At 67.9% G+C, this 18,410-nt stretch carries 17 protein-coding genes and 1 pseudogene; 12 read left to right on the plus strand and 6 right to left on the minus strand.

Annotation, left to right across the window (positions count from 1 at the left end):
• Nucleotides 1–384, plus strand: a 384-nt coding sequence (locus ALA01S_RS26175) for a thiamine pyrophosphate-dependent enzyme (RefSeq protein ID WP_238455954.1), incomplete at its 5' end; no start/stop codon positions are given.
• A 163-nt stretch (nt 385–547) separates the two neighbouring features.
• On the opposite strand, the gene ALA01S_RS26180 is transcribed toward ALA01S_RS26175, so the two are convergent.
• The 4 genes and pseudogenes from ALA01S_RS26180 to ALA01S_RS26195 form a co-directional block, all read right to left on the minus strand.
• The gene (locus ALA01S_RS26180) at nt 548–1,342 is read right to left on the minus strand and encodes an SDR family NAD(P)-dependent oxidoreductase (protein ID WP_066342242.1); all 795 of its coding nucleotides are present in this window, start codon (nt 1,340–1,342) and stop codon (nt 548–550) included.
• Nucleotides 1,343–1,585: 243 nt separating this feature from the next.
• Nucleotides 1,586–2,353 carry an SDR family oxidoreductase gene (locus ALA01S_RS26185; RefSeq protein ID WP_066342256.1) on the minus strand — a complete coding sequence of 256 codons (768 nt, stop codon included), beginning with the start codon at nt 2,351–2,353 and terminating at the stop codon, nt 1,586–1,588.
• Nucleotides 2,354–2,825: 472 nt separating this feature from the next.
• Entirely contained in the window at nt 2,826–3,788 is a 963-nt protein-coding gene (locus tag ALA01S_RS26190; protein ID WP_084267967.1) for a tripartite tricarboxylate transporter substrate-binding protein, read from the minus strand.
• Nucleotides 3,789–3,811: 23 nt separating this feature from the next.
• Nucleotides 3,812–4,763 (minus strand): annotated as a pseudogene (locus tag ALA01S_RS26195) (sulfatase family protein).
• Between the two features lie 615 nt (nt 4,764–5,378).
• Between ALA01S_RS26195 and ALA01S_RS26200 the strand changes: the two are divergent.
• Nucleotides 5,379–6,350: a LysR family transcriptional regulator gene (locus tag ALA01S_RS26200; protein WP_084267968.1), complete on the plus strand. Its 972-nt coding sequence runs from the start codon at nt 5,379–5,381 to the stop codon at nt 6,348–6,350.
• Here ALA01S_RS26200 and hpaD read toward each other — a convergent pair.
• Together hpaD and ALA01S_RS26210 are read right to left on the minus strand one after the other, a co-directional pair.
• Complete coding sequence (hpaD, locus tag ALA01S_RS26205) at nt 6,325–7,173, minus strand: 3,4-dihydroxyphenylacetate 2,3-dioxygenase (protein ID WP_066342245.1); 849 nt, start codon at nt 7,171–7,173, stop codon at nt 6,325–6,327. The genes ALA01S_RS26200 and hpaD overlap by 26 nt on opposite strands.
• A 105-nt stretch (nt 7,174–7,278) precedes the next feature.
• Complete coding sequence (locus ALA01S_RS26210; RefSeq protein ID WP_066342246.1) at nt 7,279–8,214, minus strand: LysR family transcriptional regulator; 936 nt, start codon at nt 8,212–8,214, stop codon at nt 7,279–7,281.
• A 132-nt stretch (nt 8,215–8,346) separates the two neighbouring features.
• Here ALA01S_RS26210 and hpaH point away from each other — a divergent pair, with 132 nt between their 5' ends.
• From hpaH to ALA01S_RS26260, 10 genes are all read left to right on the plus strand, one after another.
• A complete protein-coding gene (gene hpaH / locus ALA01S_RS26215) occupies nt 8,347–9,150 on the plus strand; it encodes a 2-oxo-hept-4-ene-1,7-dioate hydratase (protein ID WP_066342247.1) in 804 nt (267 codons plus the stop codon).
• Nucleotide 9,151: 1 nt separating this feature from the next.
• On the plus strand, nt 9,152–9,952 hold the full coding sequence (hpaI, locus tag ALA01S_RS26220) for a 4-hydroxy-2-oxoheptanedioate aldolase (RefSeq protein ID WP_066342248.1): 801 nt from the start codon (nt 9,152–9,154) through the stop codon (nt 9,950–9,952).
• 5 nt (nt 9,953–9,957) lie between these two features.
• The gene (locus ALA01S_RS26225; protein WP_066342249.1) at nt 9,958–11,394 is read left to right on the plus strand and encodes an FAD-binding oxidoreductase; all 1,437 of its coding nucleotides are present in this window, start codon (nt 9,958–9,960) and stop codon (nt 11,392–11,394) included.
• Between the two features lie 14 nt (nt 11,395–11,408).
• Nucleotides 11,409–12,404, plus strand: a complete 996-nt coding sequence (locus tag ALA01S_RS26230) for a Bug family tripartite tricarboxylate transporter substrate binding protein (RefSeq protein ID WP_066342250.1) — start codon at nt 11,409–11,411, stop codon at nt 12,402–12,404.
• Between the two features lie 14 nt (nt 12,405–12,418).
• Complete coding sequence (locus tag ALA01S_RS26235; protein WP_066342251.1) at nt 12,419–13,894, plus strand: aldehyde dehydrogenase family protein; 1,476 nt, start codon at nt 12,419–12,421, stop codon at nt 13,892–13,894.
• Between the two features lie 31 nt (nt 13,895–13,925).
• Nucleotides 13,926–14,807 (plus strand): DODA-type extradiol aromatic ring-opening family dioxygenase, encoded by an 882-nt coding sequence (locus tag ALA01S_RS26240; protein WP_066342252.1) that lies wholly within the window; start codon nt 13,926–13,928, stop codon nt 14,805–14,807.
• Nucleotides 14,804–15,742, plus strand: a complete 939-nt coding sequence (locus tag ALA01S_RS26245; RefSeq protein ID WP_066342253.1) for a fumarylacetoacetate hydrolase family protein — start codon at nt 14,804–14,806, stop codon at nt 15,740–15,742. Before ALA01S_RS26240 ends, ALA01S_RS26245 begins: the two co-directional genes overlap by 4 nt.
• Nucleotides 15,739–16,719 (plus strand): 2-dehydropantoate 2-reductase, encoded by a 981-nt coding sequence (locus ALA01S_RS26250; protein WP_066342254.1) that lies wholly within the window; start codon nt 15,739–15,741, stop codon nt 16,717–16,719. The genes ALA01S_RS26245 and ALA01S_RS26250 overlap by 4 nt, the downstream gene beginning before the upstream one ends.
• Before the next feature lie 4 nt (nt 16,720–16,723).
• Entirely contained in the window at nt 16,724–18,175 is a 1,452-nt protein-coding gene (locus ALA01S_RS26255; protein WP_066342255.1) for an aldehyde dehydrogenase family protein, read from the plus strand.
• Nucleotides 18,176–18,185: 10 nt separating this feature from the next.
• Nucleotides 18,186–18,410 (plus strand): electron transfer flavoprotein subunit beta/FixA family protein (locus ALA01S_RS26260; protein ID WP_444979093.1); only part of this gene is annotated, 225 nt, incomplete at its 3' end.

The raw sequence follows: 18,410 nt of genomic DNA on the forward strand, positions 1-18,410 counted from the left end.
GTCATGGTGCTGCACAACGGCGACTTGAACATGGTCACCTGGGAGCAGCGCGTGGGCGCGGGCGACCCCAAGTTCGAAGCCTCGCAGGCGCTGCCGGCCTTTCCCTTCGCGCAGTACGCGCAGATGCTGGGCCTGCACGGCCTGCGGGTGGACCACCCGGACGCCATTGCCGGCGCCTGGGAGCAGGCGCTTGCGGCCGACCGCCCGGTGCTGCTGGAAATGGTGACCGATGCCAACGTGCCGCCGCTGCCGCCGCACGTGACGTGGAAGCAGGCGCGGCACTACGCCAAGGCGCTGCTGCACGGTGACCCCGAGGCGCTGCAGACCGTCATGGCCAGCATGCGCGAAGCCTGGGACGGGCTCACGGCCGGGCGCGGCGGCTGAGGCCCGCTGGCCGTGCGGTGGCTGGCGCTCGAAACCGCGGCCCTGCAGCGCTGCCTGCGCCCTCAATGCCCCGAGCCGCCCTGGCGCAGCGGCCGCAACTGCTGCGGCGGCTTCATGGCCGCGGGCTCCGTCACGCGCGTGGCGTAATCCACGCTGCCCAGGATCAGGCGATGGTTCGCACCAGGCCGCCGTCCACGCGCAGCGCCGCGCCGGTGGTCGCCGAGGCCCGGGCGCTGCAGACATAAGCGATCAGCGACGCCACCTCGTCCGGACTGGCGAAGCGCTGCAGCACCGAGGACGGGCGCGCGGTGGCAAAGAATTCGCGCTCCATGGTGGCGGCGTCCACGCCGCGCTCGGTGGCCATGCGCGCCACGAACTCGCCCACGCCTTCGCTGGCCGTGGGCCCGGGCAGCACGCAGTTGACGGTGACGCCGGTGCGCGCCAGCGTCTCAGCCAGGCCGCGTGAGACGGCCAGCTGCGCAGTCTTCGTCATGCCGTAGTGGATCATTTCGGTGGGTATGTTGAGACCCGACTCGCTGGAGACGAAGACGATGCGGCCCCAGTTGCGCGCGCGCATGCCCTCGACGTAGTGGCGCGACAGCCGCACCCCGCTGAGCACGTTGACCTCGAAGAAGCGCAGCCAGTCCGCGTCGTCGATCTGCTCAAAGGGTTTGGGCTCGAAGATGCCCAGGTTGTTGACCAGCACGTCCACGTCTGCCAGTTGCGCAACCAGTTGCGCGCAGCCTTCGGCGTTGCCCAGGTCAGCGGCGATGCCCTGCACCTGCGCACCGGGCAGCTCGCCGCGCAGCTTGGCCACGGCCGCCTCGACGCGCGCGGAACTGCGCCCGTTGACGATGACATGGGCCCCTTCGGCCGCCAGCGCGCGGGCCGTGGCCCAGCCGATGCCTGCGGTCGATCCGGTGACCAGCGCCCGCTTGCCTTGCAGTCCAAGATCCATGAGAGCTCCTTGCGTTACCTGGTGGCGTGGAGAAAGCCGTTGCGGCCTGGCGGCCGCTCCGCCGGGGCGGCACGCCTCATCTTGCCGCCGGCGTCAAAGTGCCACGGCAGCGGCCGTGGCACGGTCCGTTCCCACGGCCGCGCGCCGGGTGTCGCCGGTGTCACCAAAGCCGTGGAGCAGCCCCCACGCCGGCGCCGATGCCGTGCACGAAACGGTTGCGCAGGATTCTGCTCCCTTGGGACATCAGGTGCGCGTGATGGACACGCCGCCGTCCACCAGCGATGCCGTGCCGGTGACGAACGAGGAGTCGTCCGAGGCCAGGTACAGGACCGCGCGGGCCAGCTCTTCCGGACGGCCCACGCGCTTGAGCGCGTGCAACTGCGTCACGAAGGCCTGCGCTTCGGCCGTGTTGTTCTTGTCCCGGTACATGTCGGTGTCCACGGCACCGGGCAGCACGGCGTTGACCCGCACGCCTTGCGCTCCGAACTCCGCGGCCAGCGCCTGCGTCAGGCCGATGAGCCCCGACTTGCTCGCGGCGTAGGCCGCCATGCCCGGGAAGGCAAAGGTGTGGCCCACGAAGGTGGACGTGAAGATGACCGAGCCGCCCCCGCCTTGCTTGAGCATCTGCGCGATCTGGTGCTTGGCGCCCAGGAAGGACCCGGTGAGGTTGATGGCCAGCGTGTCGTTCCAGCCCGCGGCCGAAACCTCGGTGCTCGCGCCGCCTTCGCCCAGCGTGCCGGCATTGTTGAAGGCCACGTCCAGCCGGCCGAAGCGCTCCACCGCCAGCGCCACCAGCGCCTGGGCATAGTCCTCGGAGCGCACGTCGCCCGCCAGGGCCGCAGCCTGGCCGCCACCGGCGGCGATTTCCCCGACCAGGTCGTCAAGCTCGCCCTGGCGGCGGGCCCCGACGACGATGCGTGCGCCTTCGGTGGCGAAGAGCCGGGCCGTGGCGCGGCCAATGCCGGCGCTGGCGCCGGTGATGAGGGCAACTTTTCCGGACAGGCGTCCCATGGCGATCTCCTGAAGCACGTTGAACATGGAGCGCAGTGTGGGCGGCCTGGTGCGTTCGGAATAGTGTTCGAAAAGTGGATCTGCCTTCCGGAAAGACCGAACGATGCTGAAGCTCGATGGAGCGGCCGGTCGCGTGGGGGCGAAGCGGGCTCCATGAGCGATGGCGGCCATGCCCGCGGCATGGCGCGGGAAAGGACCGGTCAGAAGTCGTGGCGCAGGCCCAGCTCGTGGGCCGTGGAGCGCTGGCCACCGAAGTAGTTGGCCGCCGCGGGGTTGCCACTCACGGCCGGACCACCCGCCACGGCGAAGCTCGCCGCCCCATCGTTGGAGATGCACGAGGCGTGCGCGCACAGCGCCGTGCCGGCACCGTCTGCGCGGGCAGCGGAACCGACGGCGGTGCGGACTGCCTCCAGCGGCCCGGCGCCTGTACGACTGCCACGGACGGGAATGCCGTTGATAGAGGCTTGGCCCTTCAGTCTTCCGGCGTGAAGCCGCTGGCCTTGACGACTGCTGGCCAGTAGGCCGACTCACGCTGCTGCAAGCTTGCAAGCTCCACGGGCGTGCTTGCGGCCGCATCCAGGTTGAAGCGGGCCAGCCGCTCGCGCAACGCCGGTTCTGCCAACACGCTGCCCACGGCCTGCTGCAGGCTGTTCACCTGCGAATTGGACAATCCCGCCGGGCCGTAGAGCCCGAACCAGCCAACCATCTCCACATCGATGCCATATTCCTTGAACGTCGGCACACCGGGCGTCGCCACATTGCGGCGTGGGCCGCTGGTCGCCAGGAACTTCACCTTTCCGGCCCGTGCCAACTCGGCTGCATCGGCCATGGGGGAAATGACCAGCGGGATGACCCCACCCACCAAATCCACCATCGCGGGCGCGCCGCCACGGTAGGGCACATGGGGCATCGTGACGTTCAGCGAACGCGCCACCGACACGCCGAGGAAATGGGGCACGGTGCCAGCGCCGGGAGAACCATAGCTCGCCTTGGCGCCAGCGTTTTGCAGCCAACGCTTGAGCGCTTGGGCGTTGAGCGCGTCCAGTGAAGGATGGGCAATGAGGGCGTAGTCAAACGTCGATAAGCGGGCAACGGGCGTGAAGCTGCGCACCGCGTCGTAGCGCAGCTTGGAGTACAGCGAGGGAAACAGGGCCATGGGTCCGTGCGGCACGATCATCAACGTCTGCCCGTCGGGCGCTGCACTGGCCAACTGCTCGGGCACGAGCCGCCCGCTTGCGCCGGGCCGGTTCTCGACGAAAACAGTGCGATTGAGATGCCGCTGCAACCCTTCCGCCAGCAGCCGTGCCATCGTGTCGGCCGAACCACCGGGAGCAAAGCCCACGAGGATTCGCGTGGACGAACCCTGTGCGCGGGCTCCGGACGCCGCGAGCAGCGCTGCTGCGCCAAGCCCGCGCTGGAACGTTCTTCTGTCCATGGTTGATCTCCTGTTAGAACCACTCAATGGGACGCACGCGGGATGTCAGCGTCACCAAACACCAAGATGGCCCGTGCTTCCTCCGGAATGCCCGGCATTCCGGCGTTCCAGTCTTGCCATGCCTGCTTCATCGCGGCCAATCGCTCGGGGTAGCGTCTGGCGAGATTTGCCCGCTCGCGCTCATCCGCTGCGAGGTCGAACAAGTACTCGTTCCCGTCCATCGACAGGTACTTCCATGTCCCCTCGCGCAGCGCGGCTTGCCGACGATGCAGCATGCGCCAGTACAAGGGGCGCTGCGGGTCCCAGCGCGGGTCGTCAAAGAGAGGCAGCAGGCTCAAGCCGTCCAGCGGACAGGCCGAGCTCGGTGCCACGCCGGCAGCCGCCAGCATCGTGGCCGCCCAGTCCATTGAGATGGCAGGCGTGCTGGTCGTGCTGCCGCCCTGGATGCGCGCAGGCCAGCGCGCAATCAGCGGAACGCGGATACCGCCCTCAAGGAGATCCATCTTCTGGCCCACGAAAGGCCAGTTGTCCGAGAAGCGCTCGCCGCCGTTGTCGCTGGTGAAGACGACCAGTGTGTCCTGTGCAACCCCTTTGGCTTCCAGTGCTGCCAACACCCGGCCGATGCCTTCATCCATGTGATGAATCATGCGGTGGTAGGTTTCCAAGGAGCCGCCGTGCACGTGATTGATGCGCCCTAGCCATGGTTTCCAGCTTCGTCATTGCCGTCCCAAAGGTCTCGCTTGCCGCTGCTGTCGGTGTAATTGAAATTTGCCAGCGCCCGGTGATCATTGCGAAACGCGTGGGAGAACACACCGGCGAATTGGAGTAGCCGTGCGTGAACAGCAACCCCTCTTCAGCCATTCGATCAAGATGCGGCGACGTTGCGGTACGTGCACCCGTACATCCCAGGTCTGCATAGCCCAGATCGTCTGCGACGATGAATACAAAATTGGGACGCGTGTTCTGTTGTGGCATTGCGAATCGCCGCTCAACGGTGGCGCTGTCTTGTGGAAAGCGAAATCCAGCCGACGCACGACGGCCAGCAATGGAATTGATTTGCCGCCGCGTGCAGTCACTGATTACATGGAAGGGAACCGGCAGCGGCGCGAAGCCTTTGCAAGGCTCACGTGGCGGGCCGTTCGGCAGTGTTGGGCTGCCGGTCGAGCGCGTGGGCCGGCGCGCCGCATGACTGATGTCTCCGTACAGGCTGCCCAGCCTGCCTTGTCTTGATGTGCGGCAAGTTTCGGGATGGTTTGGCGTCGCAACAAGCAATTAATTTGGAACAGTCGTCAAGCGCCGCTTGATGATGAGGCGACTGCGTCGGCACGCATTGTCAATTCGCGATTGACAACTGTTCAAAATTCTTTGTTTGTCAACTGAGCCGGCGTCCCTGAGGATTGCCAGGGATGCGGCCCCGTGCCGCGTCCAGCCGTTAAGTTGCATCAGCATCCATATAAAAAGCTCGTCAACAGATGCCAGGAAGGAAAGCGCGTGCGCGCTGCGCCGGGGACCGCGACTCGACACGGGTCCAAGCGCCGAGCCCATCGCACAGGGCACGCCCTGGAGACGGCGCTGCCCAGGAGACCGTACTTGGCTTTCCCGCACTTCACCACCCGGCAACTCGACGCCTATGTCGCCGTGGCGCAGTTGCGCAGCTTCGGCGCTGCAGCCGAGCGGCTGGCGTTGACCACTTCCGCCGTCAGTCAGCTGATTGCTGAGCTCGAAGAAGTCGTAGGTTTTCGGCTGTTCGACCGCAGCACGCGTCGTGTGGCCCTGAGCGCTGCGGGCCGCGACTTTCTTGAACCGGCCCAGGCGGTGCTGCGGCAAATGGCGCTGGCAAGCCGTGCGGCCGAAGACTTGCGAAGCCACGCTTCAGGATTGGTCCGTGTCGCTGCGCCTCTGGCCATTGCCGCGACGATCCTGCCTGCTGCCATTGAAGCTTTTGCCCGCGAGCGTCCGAAGGTGGTGGTTCACATTCAGGACACGACGGTGGAGCGCCTGTGCGATGCCGTGGTCAACACCGAGGTCGACTTCGGGATCGGACCCGACCGGGCAGTGGGAAACGCCGTGGTGCGAACGACCTTGTTCGCCAGCCCATGGGTGCTGTGGTGCGCGCCGTCGCATGCGCTGGCGCGGCAGGACCCTGTGCGCTGGCCTCAACTGCGCGACCATCCCCTGGTGGCGGCCGGACGCGATCACGAGTCGGGCGTTGCGCAGATGCATCACGACCTGCCGGACGATGAACGCATCACGCCCATGGAGATCGTGGAGCACGTGACCACGGCGTTGGGCCTGACCGCCTGCGGGCTGAAGGCCACGCTCGGACCGGCCTACGTCAACGGCCTGGCCCAATCACTCGGCCTGGTGATGCGGCGCATCGTCGAGCCCGAAATCCAGCGTGCGGTGTGCCTCTACCGTCCGGCTCGGCGCACCGCATCGCCGGCAGCACAGACATTCGCCGAATTCCTGGCTCAGTGGCTTGGGCAGTGGAGCGCCAGCCAGCCCTGGCATGGACCCGTGTGCCCGGGCCTTGGCGTCAGCGCAGGGGCAGCACCGCGTTGACCTGGCCCGTTCCGGAAGCCAGGAAGTACGGCGTCACGATCTCGGCCTTGCCTTGATAGTCGTCGCCCCCCAGCGCGCCCAGCAGCATGGCGGTGTCATGCATCCACCCTTCGCCATAGCACGCGCGCGCGTACGTCGGCAGCATGGCATTGAATTCCTTCCAGCGCCCTTGCTGCCACAGGTCGAGCGCGCGCAAATCGCACTGGCGGAAGAACTCGTCGCTGGTCTCGTAGGGCCGGTCGAACACGACCGCGTTGTCGTGGATACGGTGCGATAGCGAGCCACTGGCCACCAGTGCGACCTTGCCGTCGCCGGCTTCGATGGCTTCGCGGAAGGCTGCGCCAACGCGGCGGCTCTCGTCGATCGTGGAGTACGCCAGCCATCCCGAGACCGACACCACCTTGACGCGCCGGCGCAGCTTCATGAAATGCATGGGAACCAGCGTGCCGTACTCCAGGCCCAGGTTGCGGTTTTCGTGCGCAATGGTCAGCACGCCGCGTTCGGTGGCCTGCGCCGCAAGCGCCTTGGCCAGCGAAGGATTGCCGGCATGGTCGTATTCGAGCGCCTCGATCTGGGTCGGAAACTCGTTGCTGGTGAACACGCCCTGGAAGTCGGCACAGGCATTGACGTGATAGGCCGCGTTGCTGAGCCAGTGCGTGTCGAGAATGACCACCGTGTCAGCGCCGCTGTCGACGATGCGTTGGCCGATGTCCTGCAGGCCCTGGATGGCGTCATCGCGGCAGCCGTGCAGGGGGCCGGGCAGCTCCGACAGCACCATGCGCGGGATGTGCGTGACCTTGGCGGCGAAAACGAGTTGACCCATTGATTGCTCCTTCGTTGTCATGAACAGGGACCAACGAAGTTTGGGTGGACTGCCGCCCGGCAACAAACGATGAATTCTGCACAGTCGTTTAGGCCGCCTGAACGATCAGGCTGCAGGCTTTGCCGTCACGTCCGTTTCGCTCCACTGCTGCAGCCAATGCGCCAGGTACTCGGCAAAGCCTTCTGCGGCAGGCGACAGCGTGCGATTCAGCGGCTGGTAAAGGCATACCTTGCGCACCGTTTCAGGCTCAACCACCCGCTTCATCACCAGTCCCAGCCGGGCGGCCATGACGCCGACATACGCCGGCGCCAGTGTGGCGGCCAGGCCCTGCGTTGCCATGCCCAGTGCCGTGGAGATGTTGTCCACCACGTCCACGGGCGTGATGCGGGTGTCCTCGGGCGCGTTGACGCGCATCTGGGCCACGCTGAGCTCATGGTCGCGACCCGCGGCCACCAGCGTGTGATGCCGCAAGTCGGCCCAGCGCACCTGCTTCAAGTGCGCAAGCGGGTGGTCGGGTGAGCACCACAGCACCCAGGGGCTGTCGAACAGGGCCTGGCTGCTGATTTCCTGCCCACTGGTTCGGTCCGGTCCTACCGCCAAGTCGACGTCACCCGCGGACACGCTGTCGATCAGGCTGTCCACGGGCAGGTCGCGGATGCGCACCACCACCTTGGGATGCTCCGCGGTGTACGTGCGGATGGCTGCGGGCAACGCGGTGCTGGCGAGCACCATCGGCGCGCCCACGCGCACCAGGCCGGCCGCGCGCTGGCGCACGTCCTCGGCGGCGCTCTCGGCATCGTGCACGTGGCGCAGCACCGTGCGCACCGACCCCAGGAAATCGCGCCCGGCGCCGGTCAGCGCGACACGGCGCGTCGTGCGGTCGAAGAGGCGAAAACCCAGCACGGCCTCGAAATCCGCGATGAGCTGGCTGACCGCCTGGGTCGTCAGGCCCATGCGTTCGGCCGTGCCTTTGAAGCTGTGCAGCTCGGCCACCGTCGCGAAGGCCTCCAACTGCCGCAATGTGAATCGACTCAGTGGCATGGCGCCATTATCAACTTCACGTTGACGACTGTACAGAAATCATTGCTTGTTGCTGTTAAAGCGAGCCGGGACACTTGCGCTGCATCAACACACAGCACAGGCCGCCGTGGCCTGCATGGAGACGACAACACCATGCTCGACGCATCCATTCACGCCGCGCTGGCGCAGGAGCTGCACCGGTCGGAAAGCAGCCGCAGCCAGGTCGAACAGTTCTCGAAGCGCCATCCCGGCATGAGCATCGAGGACAGCTACGCCATTCAGCGCGCCTGGATGAAGCTCAAGCAGGCCGAAGGCCGCCGCGTGATCGGCCACAAGATCGGGCTGACCTCCCGTGCGATGCAGCTGGCCTCGCAGATCACCGAGCCCGACTACGGCACGCTGCTCGACGACATGCTGCTGCGTGATGGCAGCGAAGTGGAGGCGGCGCGCTTCATCGTGCCGCGCTTCGAGGCCGAGTTCGCCTTCATCCTGTGCAAGCCGCTCAAAGGCCCGGGCGTGACGCTCTTTGACGTGCTCAATGCCACCGACTACGTCGTGCCGGCGCTGGAGCTGATCGACGCGCGCATCGAACAATTCGACCGCGAGACCAAGGCGCCGCGCAAGGTGCTCGACACCATTGCCGACAACGCCGCCAATGCCGGCATCGTGCTGGGCGGCCGCCCAATGAAGCCCGACGCGGTGGACTGGCGCTGGGCCGGCGCACTGCTCTACAAGAACGGCGTGATCGAGGAGTCGGGCCTGGGCGCGGCGGTGCTCAACCATCCCGGCAACGGCGTGGCGTGGCTGGCCAACAAGCTTGGCGCCTATGACCAAGGCCTGGCCGCGGGCGAGATCGTGCTGGGCGGCTCCTTCATCCGGCCGGTGCCCTGCGCCGCGGGCGACACCTTCCACGCCGACTACGGCCCGCTGGGCTCCATCTCGGTGCGGTTCATCTGACATGCGCACGCCCAACAACCTCTTCAAGCAGGCCATCGCGCGGCCCGGCGCACAAATCGGCCTGTGGGTCGGACTGGCCGATCCGTACGCAGCCGAGCTGTGCGCCACCGCGGGCTTCGACTGGCTGCTGATCGACGGTGAGCACGGTCCCAACGACCTGCGCTCCATGCTGGCCTCGCTGCAGGCCGTGGCGCCCTATCCGGCGCAGCCGGTGGTGCGTATTCCGCAGGGTGACACGACGCTCATCAAGCAGGTGATGGAGATCGGTGCCACCACGCTGCTGGTGCCCATGGTGGAAAGCGCCGCCCAGGCGCGCGAGCTGGCCAGGGCCATGCGCTACCCGCCCGCTGGCGTGCGCGGCGTGGGCAGCGGCCTCGCGCGGTCCTCGCGCTGGAGCTCGTACCCGCAGTACCTGCACGAGGCCAACGAGCGCGCTTGCCTGCTGGTACAGGTGGAAACGGCGGCGGCGCTGGAACATCTGGACGAGATCGCGGCAGTGGAGGGCGTGGACGGCGTCTTCATCGGCCCGGCGGACCTGTCGGCGTCCATGGGCTACATCGGCCAGCCCGGCCACCCGCAGGTGCGCGCTGCCATCGACGCGGCCATTGGGCGCATCCAGGCTGCGGGCAAGGCGCCCGGCATCCTGGCCACCGACGAAACCACGGCGCGGCACTACATCGGCCTGGGCGCTCGCTTCGTGGCCGTGGGCGTGGACGCCACGCTGCTGGCACGGAGCACGCGGGACCTGGCTGCCCGATTCAAGGCGGCGCCTGCCAGCGCGGCTTCCGGCAGCGGCTATTGACGGGAATGACTGCGATGAAGCTCACAACGCTGCGCACCGCCTTCAGCGGACGCCTGCACACCGAAGCGCACGACATGGCGCCCTTCCTCACCGACTGGCGCGGCAAGTGGACCGGCCGTGCCCTGGCCGTGGCCCAGCCCGACACGGCGCAAGACGTGGCCGCCGTGCTGCGCTGGTGCCATGAGCACCGCGTGCCCGTGGTGCCACAAGGCGGCAACACCGGCCTGTCAGGCGGGTCAACCCCCGATGGCACGGGCCAGGCCCTGGTGCTGTCGCTGACGCGGCTCACCCGGGTGCGCGCGGTCGACACGATCAACAACACGCTGGAGGTTGAAGCCGGCGTGACGCTGCAGGAGGTACAGGCGGCCGTCGAGCAGGCGAACCGGCTGTTCCCGCTGAGCCTTGCGGCGCAGGGCACCTGCACCATCGGCGGCAACCTGGCGAGCAACGCCGGCGGCGTGCAGGTGCTGCGCTGGGGCAACGCCCGCGAGCTCTGCCTGGGTCTCGAAGTGGTCACGGCCGAAGGCGAAATCTGGAACGGCCTGCGCTCGCTGCGCAAGGACAACACCGGCTACGACCTGCGCGACCTCTACATCGGCAGCGAGGGCACGCTGGGCATCATCACGGCCGCCACGCTCAAGCTCTTTCCCAGGCCTGCAGGCCAGGCTGCGGCCTTCGTCGCAGTGCCGTCGCCGGCAGTCGCCGTCGAGCTGCTGCAACTGGCCCAGTCGCGCCTGGCATCCAGCCTCACGGCTTTCGAGCTGATGAGCGACGCGTGCATCACGCTGGTGGAAAAGCACGTGGACGCGGCCCGCCTGCCCTTGAGCGAACGCTCGCCCTGGTACGTGCTGGTGGAGGTCAGCGACCCGGTGAGCGAGGCGCAAGCCGCCGCGGGCCTGGAAGGGCTGCTGGAGCAGGCGCTGGAGCAGGCGCTGGCCACCGACGCGGCGCTCTCCAGCAGCCTTGCGCAATTCCGCGCGCTGTGGGCCTTGCGTGAAGACATCTCCGAGTCGCAGGGCGCGGAAGGCAAGACGATCAAGCACGACATCGCGCTGCCGATCTCGGCCATCGCCGGCTTCGTCGAGGCCACCAGCCGCGAGATCGAGGCGCAGTTCGACGGCGTGCGGCTGGTCGTCTTCGGCCACCTGGGCGACGGCAACCTGCACTTCAACCTCTCGCCCGCCGAGGACAGGCTGGGCAAGGCGCACGAGGCCGCTTTCGTGGCACTGGAGGCACCGGTCAACCGCCTGGTGCACGACGCGGTAGCCGCCGCGGGCGGCTCCATCTCGGCCGAGCACGGCCTGGGCGTGCTGCGCCGCGACGAGTCGGCCCGCTACAAGTCCGCCGTCGAGCTCAAGCTCATGCGCGCCATCAAGGCCGCACTCGATCCTTTGAATCTCATGAACCCCGGCAAGGTCCTCCCGGCCCACGAAGACAAATGACTGGAGACAGTAAGATGACGATGCAACGACGCCAGTTTCTCGGTACCTCTGCAGCGATCGCCGGCGGCGGCCTGTCCCTGCTGGCTACCGCCGTTCGCGCCCAGCCGCTGTTCGACACGGTGAAGCTGTATGCCGGCTTCGCGCCCGGCGGCACCATCGACGTCACCGCGCGCCGCCTTGCGGAAAAGCTTCGCGACGTCGTGGCCAAGAGCGTGGTGGTGGAAAACCGCACCGGCGCCGGCGGCCAGATCGCACTCTCCGCGCTGAAGACGGCGCCGGCGGACGGGCAGACGCTTGCCATCTCGCCCATGTCCATGCTGGGCATCTACCCGCACACCTACAAGAAGCTGCCCTACGCGCCGCTCACCGACTTTGCGCCGGTGTCGCAGGTGGTGCGCGTCGACTTCGGCTTTGCCGTGGGCACCATGGTTCCGGAGTCGGTCCGCACGCTCAAGGACTTCGTGGCCTGGTGCAAGGCGAACACCCGCGATGCCAACTTCGGCAGCCCCGCGGCCGGCTCGGTACCGCATTTCGTGGGCGAGCTTTTCGGCCGGGCGGCGGCCATCGATCTCAAGCATGTGTCCTACCGGGGCTCGCAGCCCGCGATCATGGATCTGGTGGGCGGGCAACTGGCGGCCGCGTCCGGGCCCGTGGGCGAGTTCCTGCAGCATCTGCCTGCCGGCAAAGTGCGCCTGCTGGCAACGTCGGGCCCCTCGCGCAGCCGCTTTGCGCCCAACGTGCCGACCTTCGCGGAGCAGGGCTTCAAGGACATTGTGCACGACGAGTGGCACGGCATCTTCGCTCCGGCCAAGACGCCGCCTGAGGTGGTGGAGCGGTTCTCGGTGGCCATACGCAAGGCCCTGACCGCTCCCGATGTGATCGCGGCGCTGGCTCAAATGGGCCTGGAAGCCAAGGGCTCCACCCCGGCCGAGCTGGCAGCCATGCTCAAGCACGACACCGAGCGCTGGGCACCGCTGATCAAGACCATCGGGTTCACCGCTGACGCCTGACGAGAGGAAGCACCATGACGACCAATTTGCTGGACGTGGCGGGTGTCGCCGTGTCGCCTGACCACTACATCGGCGGCCAGCGCGTGGCCTCCGCGCAAACCTTCGAGCTGCACAGCCCCATCGACCAGCGGCTGCTGGGCCGCATCAGCGAGGGTTCGGCCGAGCATGTGGACGCGGCCATCCGCGCCGCGCAGGCTGCCTTCCCGGCCTGGTCGCGCATGACGGCCGCCGAGCGCAAGCCCTACCTGGACCGCTTCGCCCAGGAGATCGGCAAGCGCGCCGACGACTTCTGCCGGCTGGAGAGCAACGACGCGGGCGTGCTGCTGTCGCGCATGCGCCATGGCGTGGTGCCGCGCGCCATGCTCAACATCACCTGGTTCGCGCAGCATGCGCTGGAGCTGCAGGACCGCCCCATCGACACCGAGCAGGCGCACCACATCGTGCGCCACGATCCGGCCGGGGTGGTGGCCATCATCACGCCGTGGAACGCGCCGCTGATGCTCTCCACCTGGAAGCTCGGCCCGGCCTTGGCCGCGGGCAACACCTGCGTGCTCAAGCCGCCGGAGTGGGCGCCGCTGACCTGCTCGCTGCTGGCCGATGCGGCGCACGCGGCCGGGCTGCCGCCGGGGGTGTTCAACGTCGTGCAGGGCAGCGGCGCGGGCACGGGAGCCAAGCTGGTGAGCGATGCGCGCATCGCGCGCGTGTCCTTCACCGGCAGCGTGCCCACCGCCAAGTGGATCGCGCAGGCCGCGGGCGCCAACCTCGTGCCCTGCAGCCTGGAGCTGGGCGGCAAGAGCCCCTTCATCGTGCTGGAGGACGCGGACATCGACAACGCCGCCGCCACCGGCGCGCTGATGTACCGCAACGCCGGCCAGGTGTGCCTGGCGGGCACGCGCTTCCTCGTCCACGAGAAGATCGCCGGCCGGTTCGTTGCCGCCATGCGCGACTACGTCGAGCGCCTGGTCATTGGCGATCCGCGCGAGGAGAGCACCGAGGTCGGCCCGATCATCCATTCGCGCCAGGTCGAGCGCGTGCTGGGATTCGTCGAGCGCGCGGTGGCCGGCGGCGCGCAGGTGCTGTGGGGCGGCGAGCGGCATCCGTTCGGCGCGCAGTACGTGCGGCCCACCATGCTCACCAACCTCAAGCAGAGCGACGAGATCGTGCAGAACGAGGTGTTCGGCCCGGTGCTCACGCTGCAGACCTTCGCCAGCGACGACGAGGCCATCGAGCTGGCCAACGGCACCGACTACGGGCTGGGTGGCGTGTGCTACGGCGAGACGGCGCATGCCACGGCGGTGGCGCAATCCGTGCGCACCGGCTTCATCTGGGTCAACAGCTTCGGCATCCGTGACCTGGCCGCGCCGTTTGGTGGCATCAAGCGCTCCGGCGTGGGCCGTGAAGGCGGCGACTGGAGCTTCGAGTTCTTCTGCGACATCAAGGATGTCGTGGTGCCCAAGAAACCTTTCCGGGCCAGCTTCAGCCAGCGCTGAGGCCCCTCAACGATTCAAAGGAAACTTCGTCATGGGACAGATCGTTGGCGCAGCCATCGTTTCGCACCACCCCGGCCTGATGCAGTGCGAGGAGTTCCGCCGCGCCATGGGCGCCGGCGAGGACTCGGACCTGATTGCCGGCTTCGCGCGGTTGCGCGACAAGATCACGGCGGCGCAGCCGGACGTGGTGATGATCCTGGACTCGCACTGGTTCACCACCGGCTACCACCTGGTGGATGGCGGCAAGCGCTACCAGGGCACCTACATCTCCGACGAGATGCCGTGGTACCTGCACGGCGTGCCCTACGACTACCGCGGGCACCCCGAGCTGGCGCTGGCCATCGAGGCCGTTTCGCGTGAGCAGGGCGGCTACAACCGCGCCGTCTGCAACCCCGAGCTGGGCCGGCAGTACGCCACCATCAACCTCATCAAGCAGTTGCGCCTGGAGCTCAGCGACACGCCCGTGGTCAGCGTGAGCTCGTGCCAGAACTGCGAGTGGCCACACTTCGTGAAATCGGGTGAGGCCATCGGTGAGGCCATCCGCCGCAGCGACCTGCGCGTCGTGATGCTGGCTTCCGGCGCGTTGAGCCACAAGTTCAACGACATCGAGTGGCAGCCCAAGCATCCGCGCATCTTCCACGAGAGCAACGTGTCGCGGCCCGAGAACATCGAGAGCGACAAGGGCGCCATCGAGCTGTTCAGGCAGGGCCGCCACGACCTGGTCCTGGAGCGCTGGGACAACGAGTACCGCAAGCTGCCCTGGGAAGCCTTCGGCGCCCATTACCTGCAGATGGTCGGCGCGATGGGCGGCGCGGCCTGCCGTGCCAAGGGCGAGGCGCTGTCGGCCTACGAAAACGCCCGTGGCACCGGCAACATCCACATGTGGTTTGACACCAAGGGAAGCGCAGCATGAACTTCGAATTTTCGTTCAAGGAACTGCCCGCCGTGATGTGCGGCCCGCGTGTCGAACGCCGCCGCGTGCTCGTGGGCGGCAGTGCCTTCTGGGGCACGATGGACGACGATGGGCGCCTGCGCCTGGACGACGGCCGGGTGCTTGATGCCGAGGGCGCGACGTACCTGCCGCCGGTGAACCCGTCCAAGATCATTGCGGTGCACATCTCGTACAGCTCGCGCAGCTTCGAGACGCGCAACAAGGCCCGGCCCACCGAGACGCCGACCTACTTCACCAAGCCGGCCACGGCACTCAACGGCCACAAGGGCCAGATCCTCAAGCCGGCCGACTGCAAGTACCTCAACTACGAAGGCGAGTACGCGGTGGTGATCTCGCGCACCTGCCGCAACGTGACGCCGGACGAGGCGTGGGATTGCATCGAGGGCTTCTGCCCGGCGCTGGACATGGGGCTGCAGGACTTCCGCGACACCGACCAGGGCTCGATGCTGCGCGTCAAGGGCGCCGACACGCTGCTGCCCATCGGCCCGGGCATCGTGCGCGGCGTGAACCTGTTCGAGCAGACGCTGCGCACCTACGTCAACGGCCTGGTGGTGCAGGAAGCGCACATCGGCGAGGAGACGATCTGGGGGCCGCACTACGTGATCGCCGACATCGCGCGCCACATCACGCTGCTGCCCGGCGACGTGATCCTGATGGGCACGCCCTGCCACTCGCGCAGCGTCGATCCGGGCCAGGTCGTGGAGTGCGAGATCACGGGCCTGGGTCGCGTCAGCGGCACCGTCACCGCCATCGACGCGCCGCGCGCCGCGGCGCTGGGCGTGGGCCATGCGCCCACCGACAGCCCGGAAGTCCGTCGCGTGGCGCTGGGCTTCGACGAGCGGGTGCCCGATCGCTTCAAGGACAACCTGCGCCAGGCCAAGGAGGCGACGCGATGAAGGTCTGCATCGTTGGCGCGGGCGCGATCGGCGGGTTCATCGGCACGCGGCTGGCCGCGGCCGGCCAAGCGCAGGTCAGCGCCATCGCGCGCGGCGCCACGCTGGCGGCGCTGCGCGAGCATGGCTGGCGCATGGACACGGCCCAGGGCCGCATCACGGCACCGGTGCGCGCCAGCGACCGGGCTGCGGATCTGGGCGAGCAGGACCTGGTCGTCATCGCGGTCAAGGGCCCGGCGCTGACGGCCGTGGCGCAGGACATCGCGCCGCTGCTGGGCCCCGGCACGCGGGTGCTGCCGGCGATGAACGGGGTGCCCTGGTGGTTCTGCCAGGGACTGCCCGGCTTCGAGGCGCCGCTGCAGAGCGTGGACCCCGGCGGCGCCATCGCGCGGGCCATTGCGGCCGAGAGCGTGATCGGCTGCGTGGTGCACGCCGCCACCTCCACGTCCGCGCCCGGCCTGGTGCAGCACAAGATGGGCGATGGATTGATCATCGGCGAGCCGCGCGGCGGCACGAGCGAGCGCGTGCAGGCCCTGGCGCAGTTGCTCACGTACGCCGGGTTCAACGTCACGAACTCGGCCGATGTTCGCAACGACATCTGGTACAAGCTCTGGGGCAACTTGACGATGAACCCGGTGAGCGCCATCACCGGTGCCACCATCGACCGCGTGCTGGCCGATCCGCTGGTGCGCAACTTCTGCCACGCCGCCATGCAGGAAGCCGCGGCCATTGGCGAGCGCATCGGTTGCGCCATCAGCCAAAGCGCCGAGGAGCGCTCCGTCCTCACCGCCAAGCTCGGCGCCTTCAAGACCTCGATGCTGCAGGACGTGGAGGCCGGGCGCGCCATCGAGCTCGACGCCATCGTGGGTGCGGTGCACGAGATCGGTGGCCGACTGGGCATGCCCATGCCCAACATCAATGCACTGCTGGGCCTCACGCGCCTTTTCGGCCGCGTGCACGGCTTGTACCCGGAAGCCTGAACACATGGACATCAAGCTCAACTACATCGCCGGAGAGTGGGTCGAGGGCGGCCCTGCGGCAGAGAACATCAACCCCTCCGACACGCGCGACGTGATCGGCCTGTACGCGCGCGCCAGCCAGGCGCAGGCGCTCGATGCCGTGGCCGCAGCGCATGTGGCCTTGCCCAAGTGGGCGGCTTCCACGCCACAGCAGCGCGCCGACGTGCTCGACGCCGTGGGCAGCGAGATTGCCGCACGCAAGGCGGAGCTGGCCGATCTGCTGGCGCGCGAGGAGGGCAAGGCACTCACCGACGCCGCGGGCGAGGTGATGCGCGCGGCGCAGATCTTCAAGTTCTTCGCCGGCGAGGCGCTGCGCATTCCGGGCGAGCTGCTGGCTTCCACCCGACCGGGCATGAGCGTGGAGATCACGCGGGAACCCGTGGGCGTGGTGAGCATCATCACGCCATGGAATTTTCCCATCGCCATTCCGGCGTGGAAGATTGCGCCGGCCCTGGCCTACGGCAACACGGTGGTGTTCAAGCCGGCCGAGCTCGTGCCTGGCAGCGCCTGGGCACTGGCTGAGATTCTCAGCCGCGCCGGGCTGCCGGCCGGCGCGTTCAACCTGGTGATGGGCCGCGGGCGCGACATCGGCGACACGCTGCTGGGCGACCCGCGCGTGGCGGCCGTGACCTTCACCGGCTCCGAAGCCACCGGGCGCAAGGTGGCTGCCGCCTGCGTGACACGCCCCGGTGCCATGGCCAAGTTCCAGCTGGAGATGGGCGGCAAGAACCCGCTGGTGATACTCGACGACGCCGACCTCGACGTGGCCGTGAATTGCGCCATCAACGGCGCCTACTTCAGCACGGGGCAGCGCTGCACGGCCAGTTCGCGCCTGGTGGTGAGTGCCGGCATCCACGACCGCTTCGTGGACGCGATGCTGGCCAAGCTGGCCACGCTCAAGGTGGGCGATGCGCGCAGGGCCGGCACCGTGATCGGGCCGGTGGTCGATGCGCAGCAGCTTGAGCAGGACCTGCGCTACGTCGCCATCGGCCGCGACGAGGGGGCCACGCTGGCCTTCGGCGGCCAGGCGCTGGAGAGCATCGACGGCCAGCCCGGGTACTACCTGCAGCCGGCGCTGTTCACCGGCACCAGCAGCGACATGCGGATCAACCGCGAGGAAATTTTCGGCCCGGTGGCCAGCGTCATCCGCGTGCACGACGCCGATGAAGCGCTGGCCGTGGCGAACGACACCGAATTCGGGTTGTCGGCAGGCGTGTGCACGACGTCCCTGAAGATGGCGGCGCGCTTCAAGCGGGAACTGCAGGCAGGCATGGTGATGATCAATGCGCCCACCGCCGGTGTGGACGCGCACGTGCCCTTCGGCGGACGCAAGGGGTCCAGCCATGGGCCGCGCGAGCAGGGCCGCTATGCCGCCGAGTTCTACACGAGCGTGAAGACAACCTATCTCCAACCTTGAGGAAGACGCCATGAAGTTGCTGGTGCCCGTGAAGCGGGTGGTGGACTACAACGTGAAGGTGCGGGTGAAGTCCGACGGGACGGGCATGGACCTCGCCGGTGTGAAGATGAGCATGAATCCCTTCGACGAGATCGCCATTGAAGAGGCGGTCCGGCTCAAGGAAAAGGGTGTGGCCACGGAAGTCATCGCCGTGTCCTGCGGCGTGGCGCAGTGCCAGGAAACGCTGCGCACGGCG

The sequence above is a fragment of the Azohydromonas lata NBRC 102462 genome (assembly GCF_001571085.1).
In the GTDB taxonomy this organism is placed as follows: Bacteria; Pseudomonadota; Gammaproteobacteria; order Burkholderiales; family Burkholderiaceae_C; genus Azohydromonas; species Azohydromonas lata.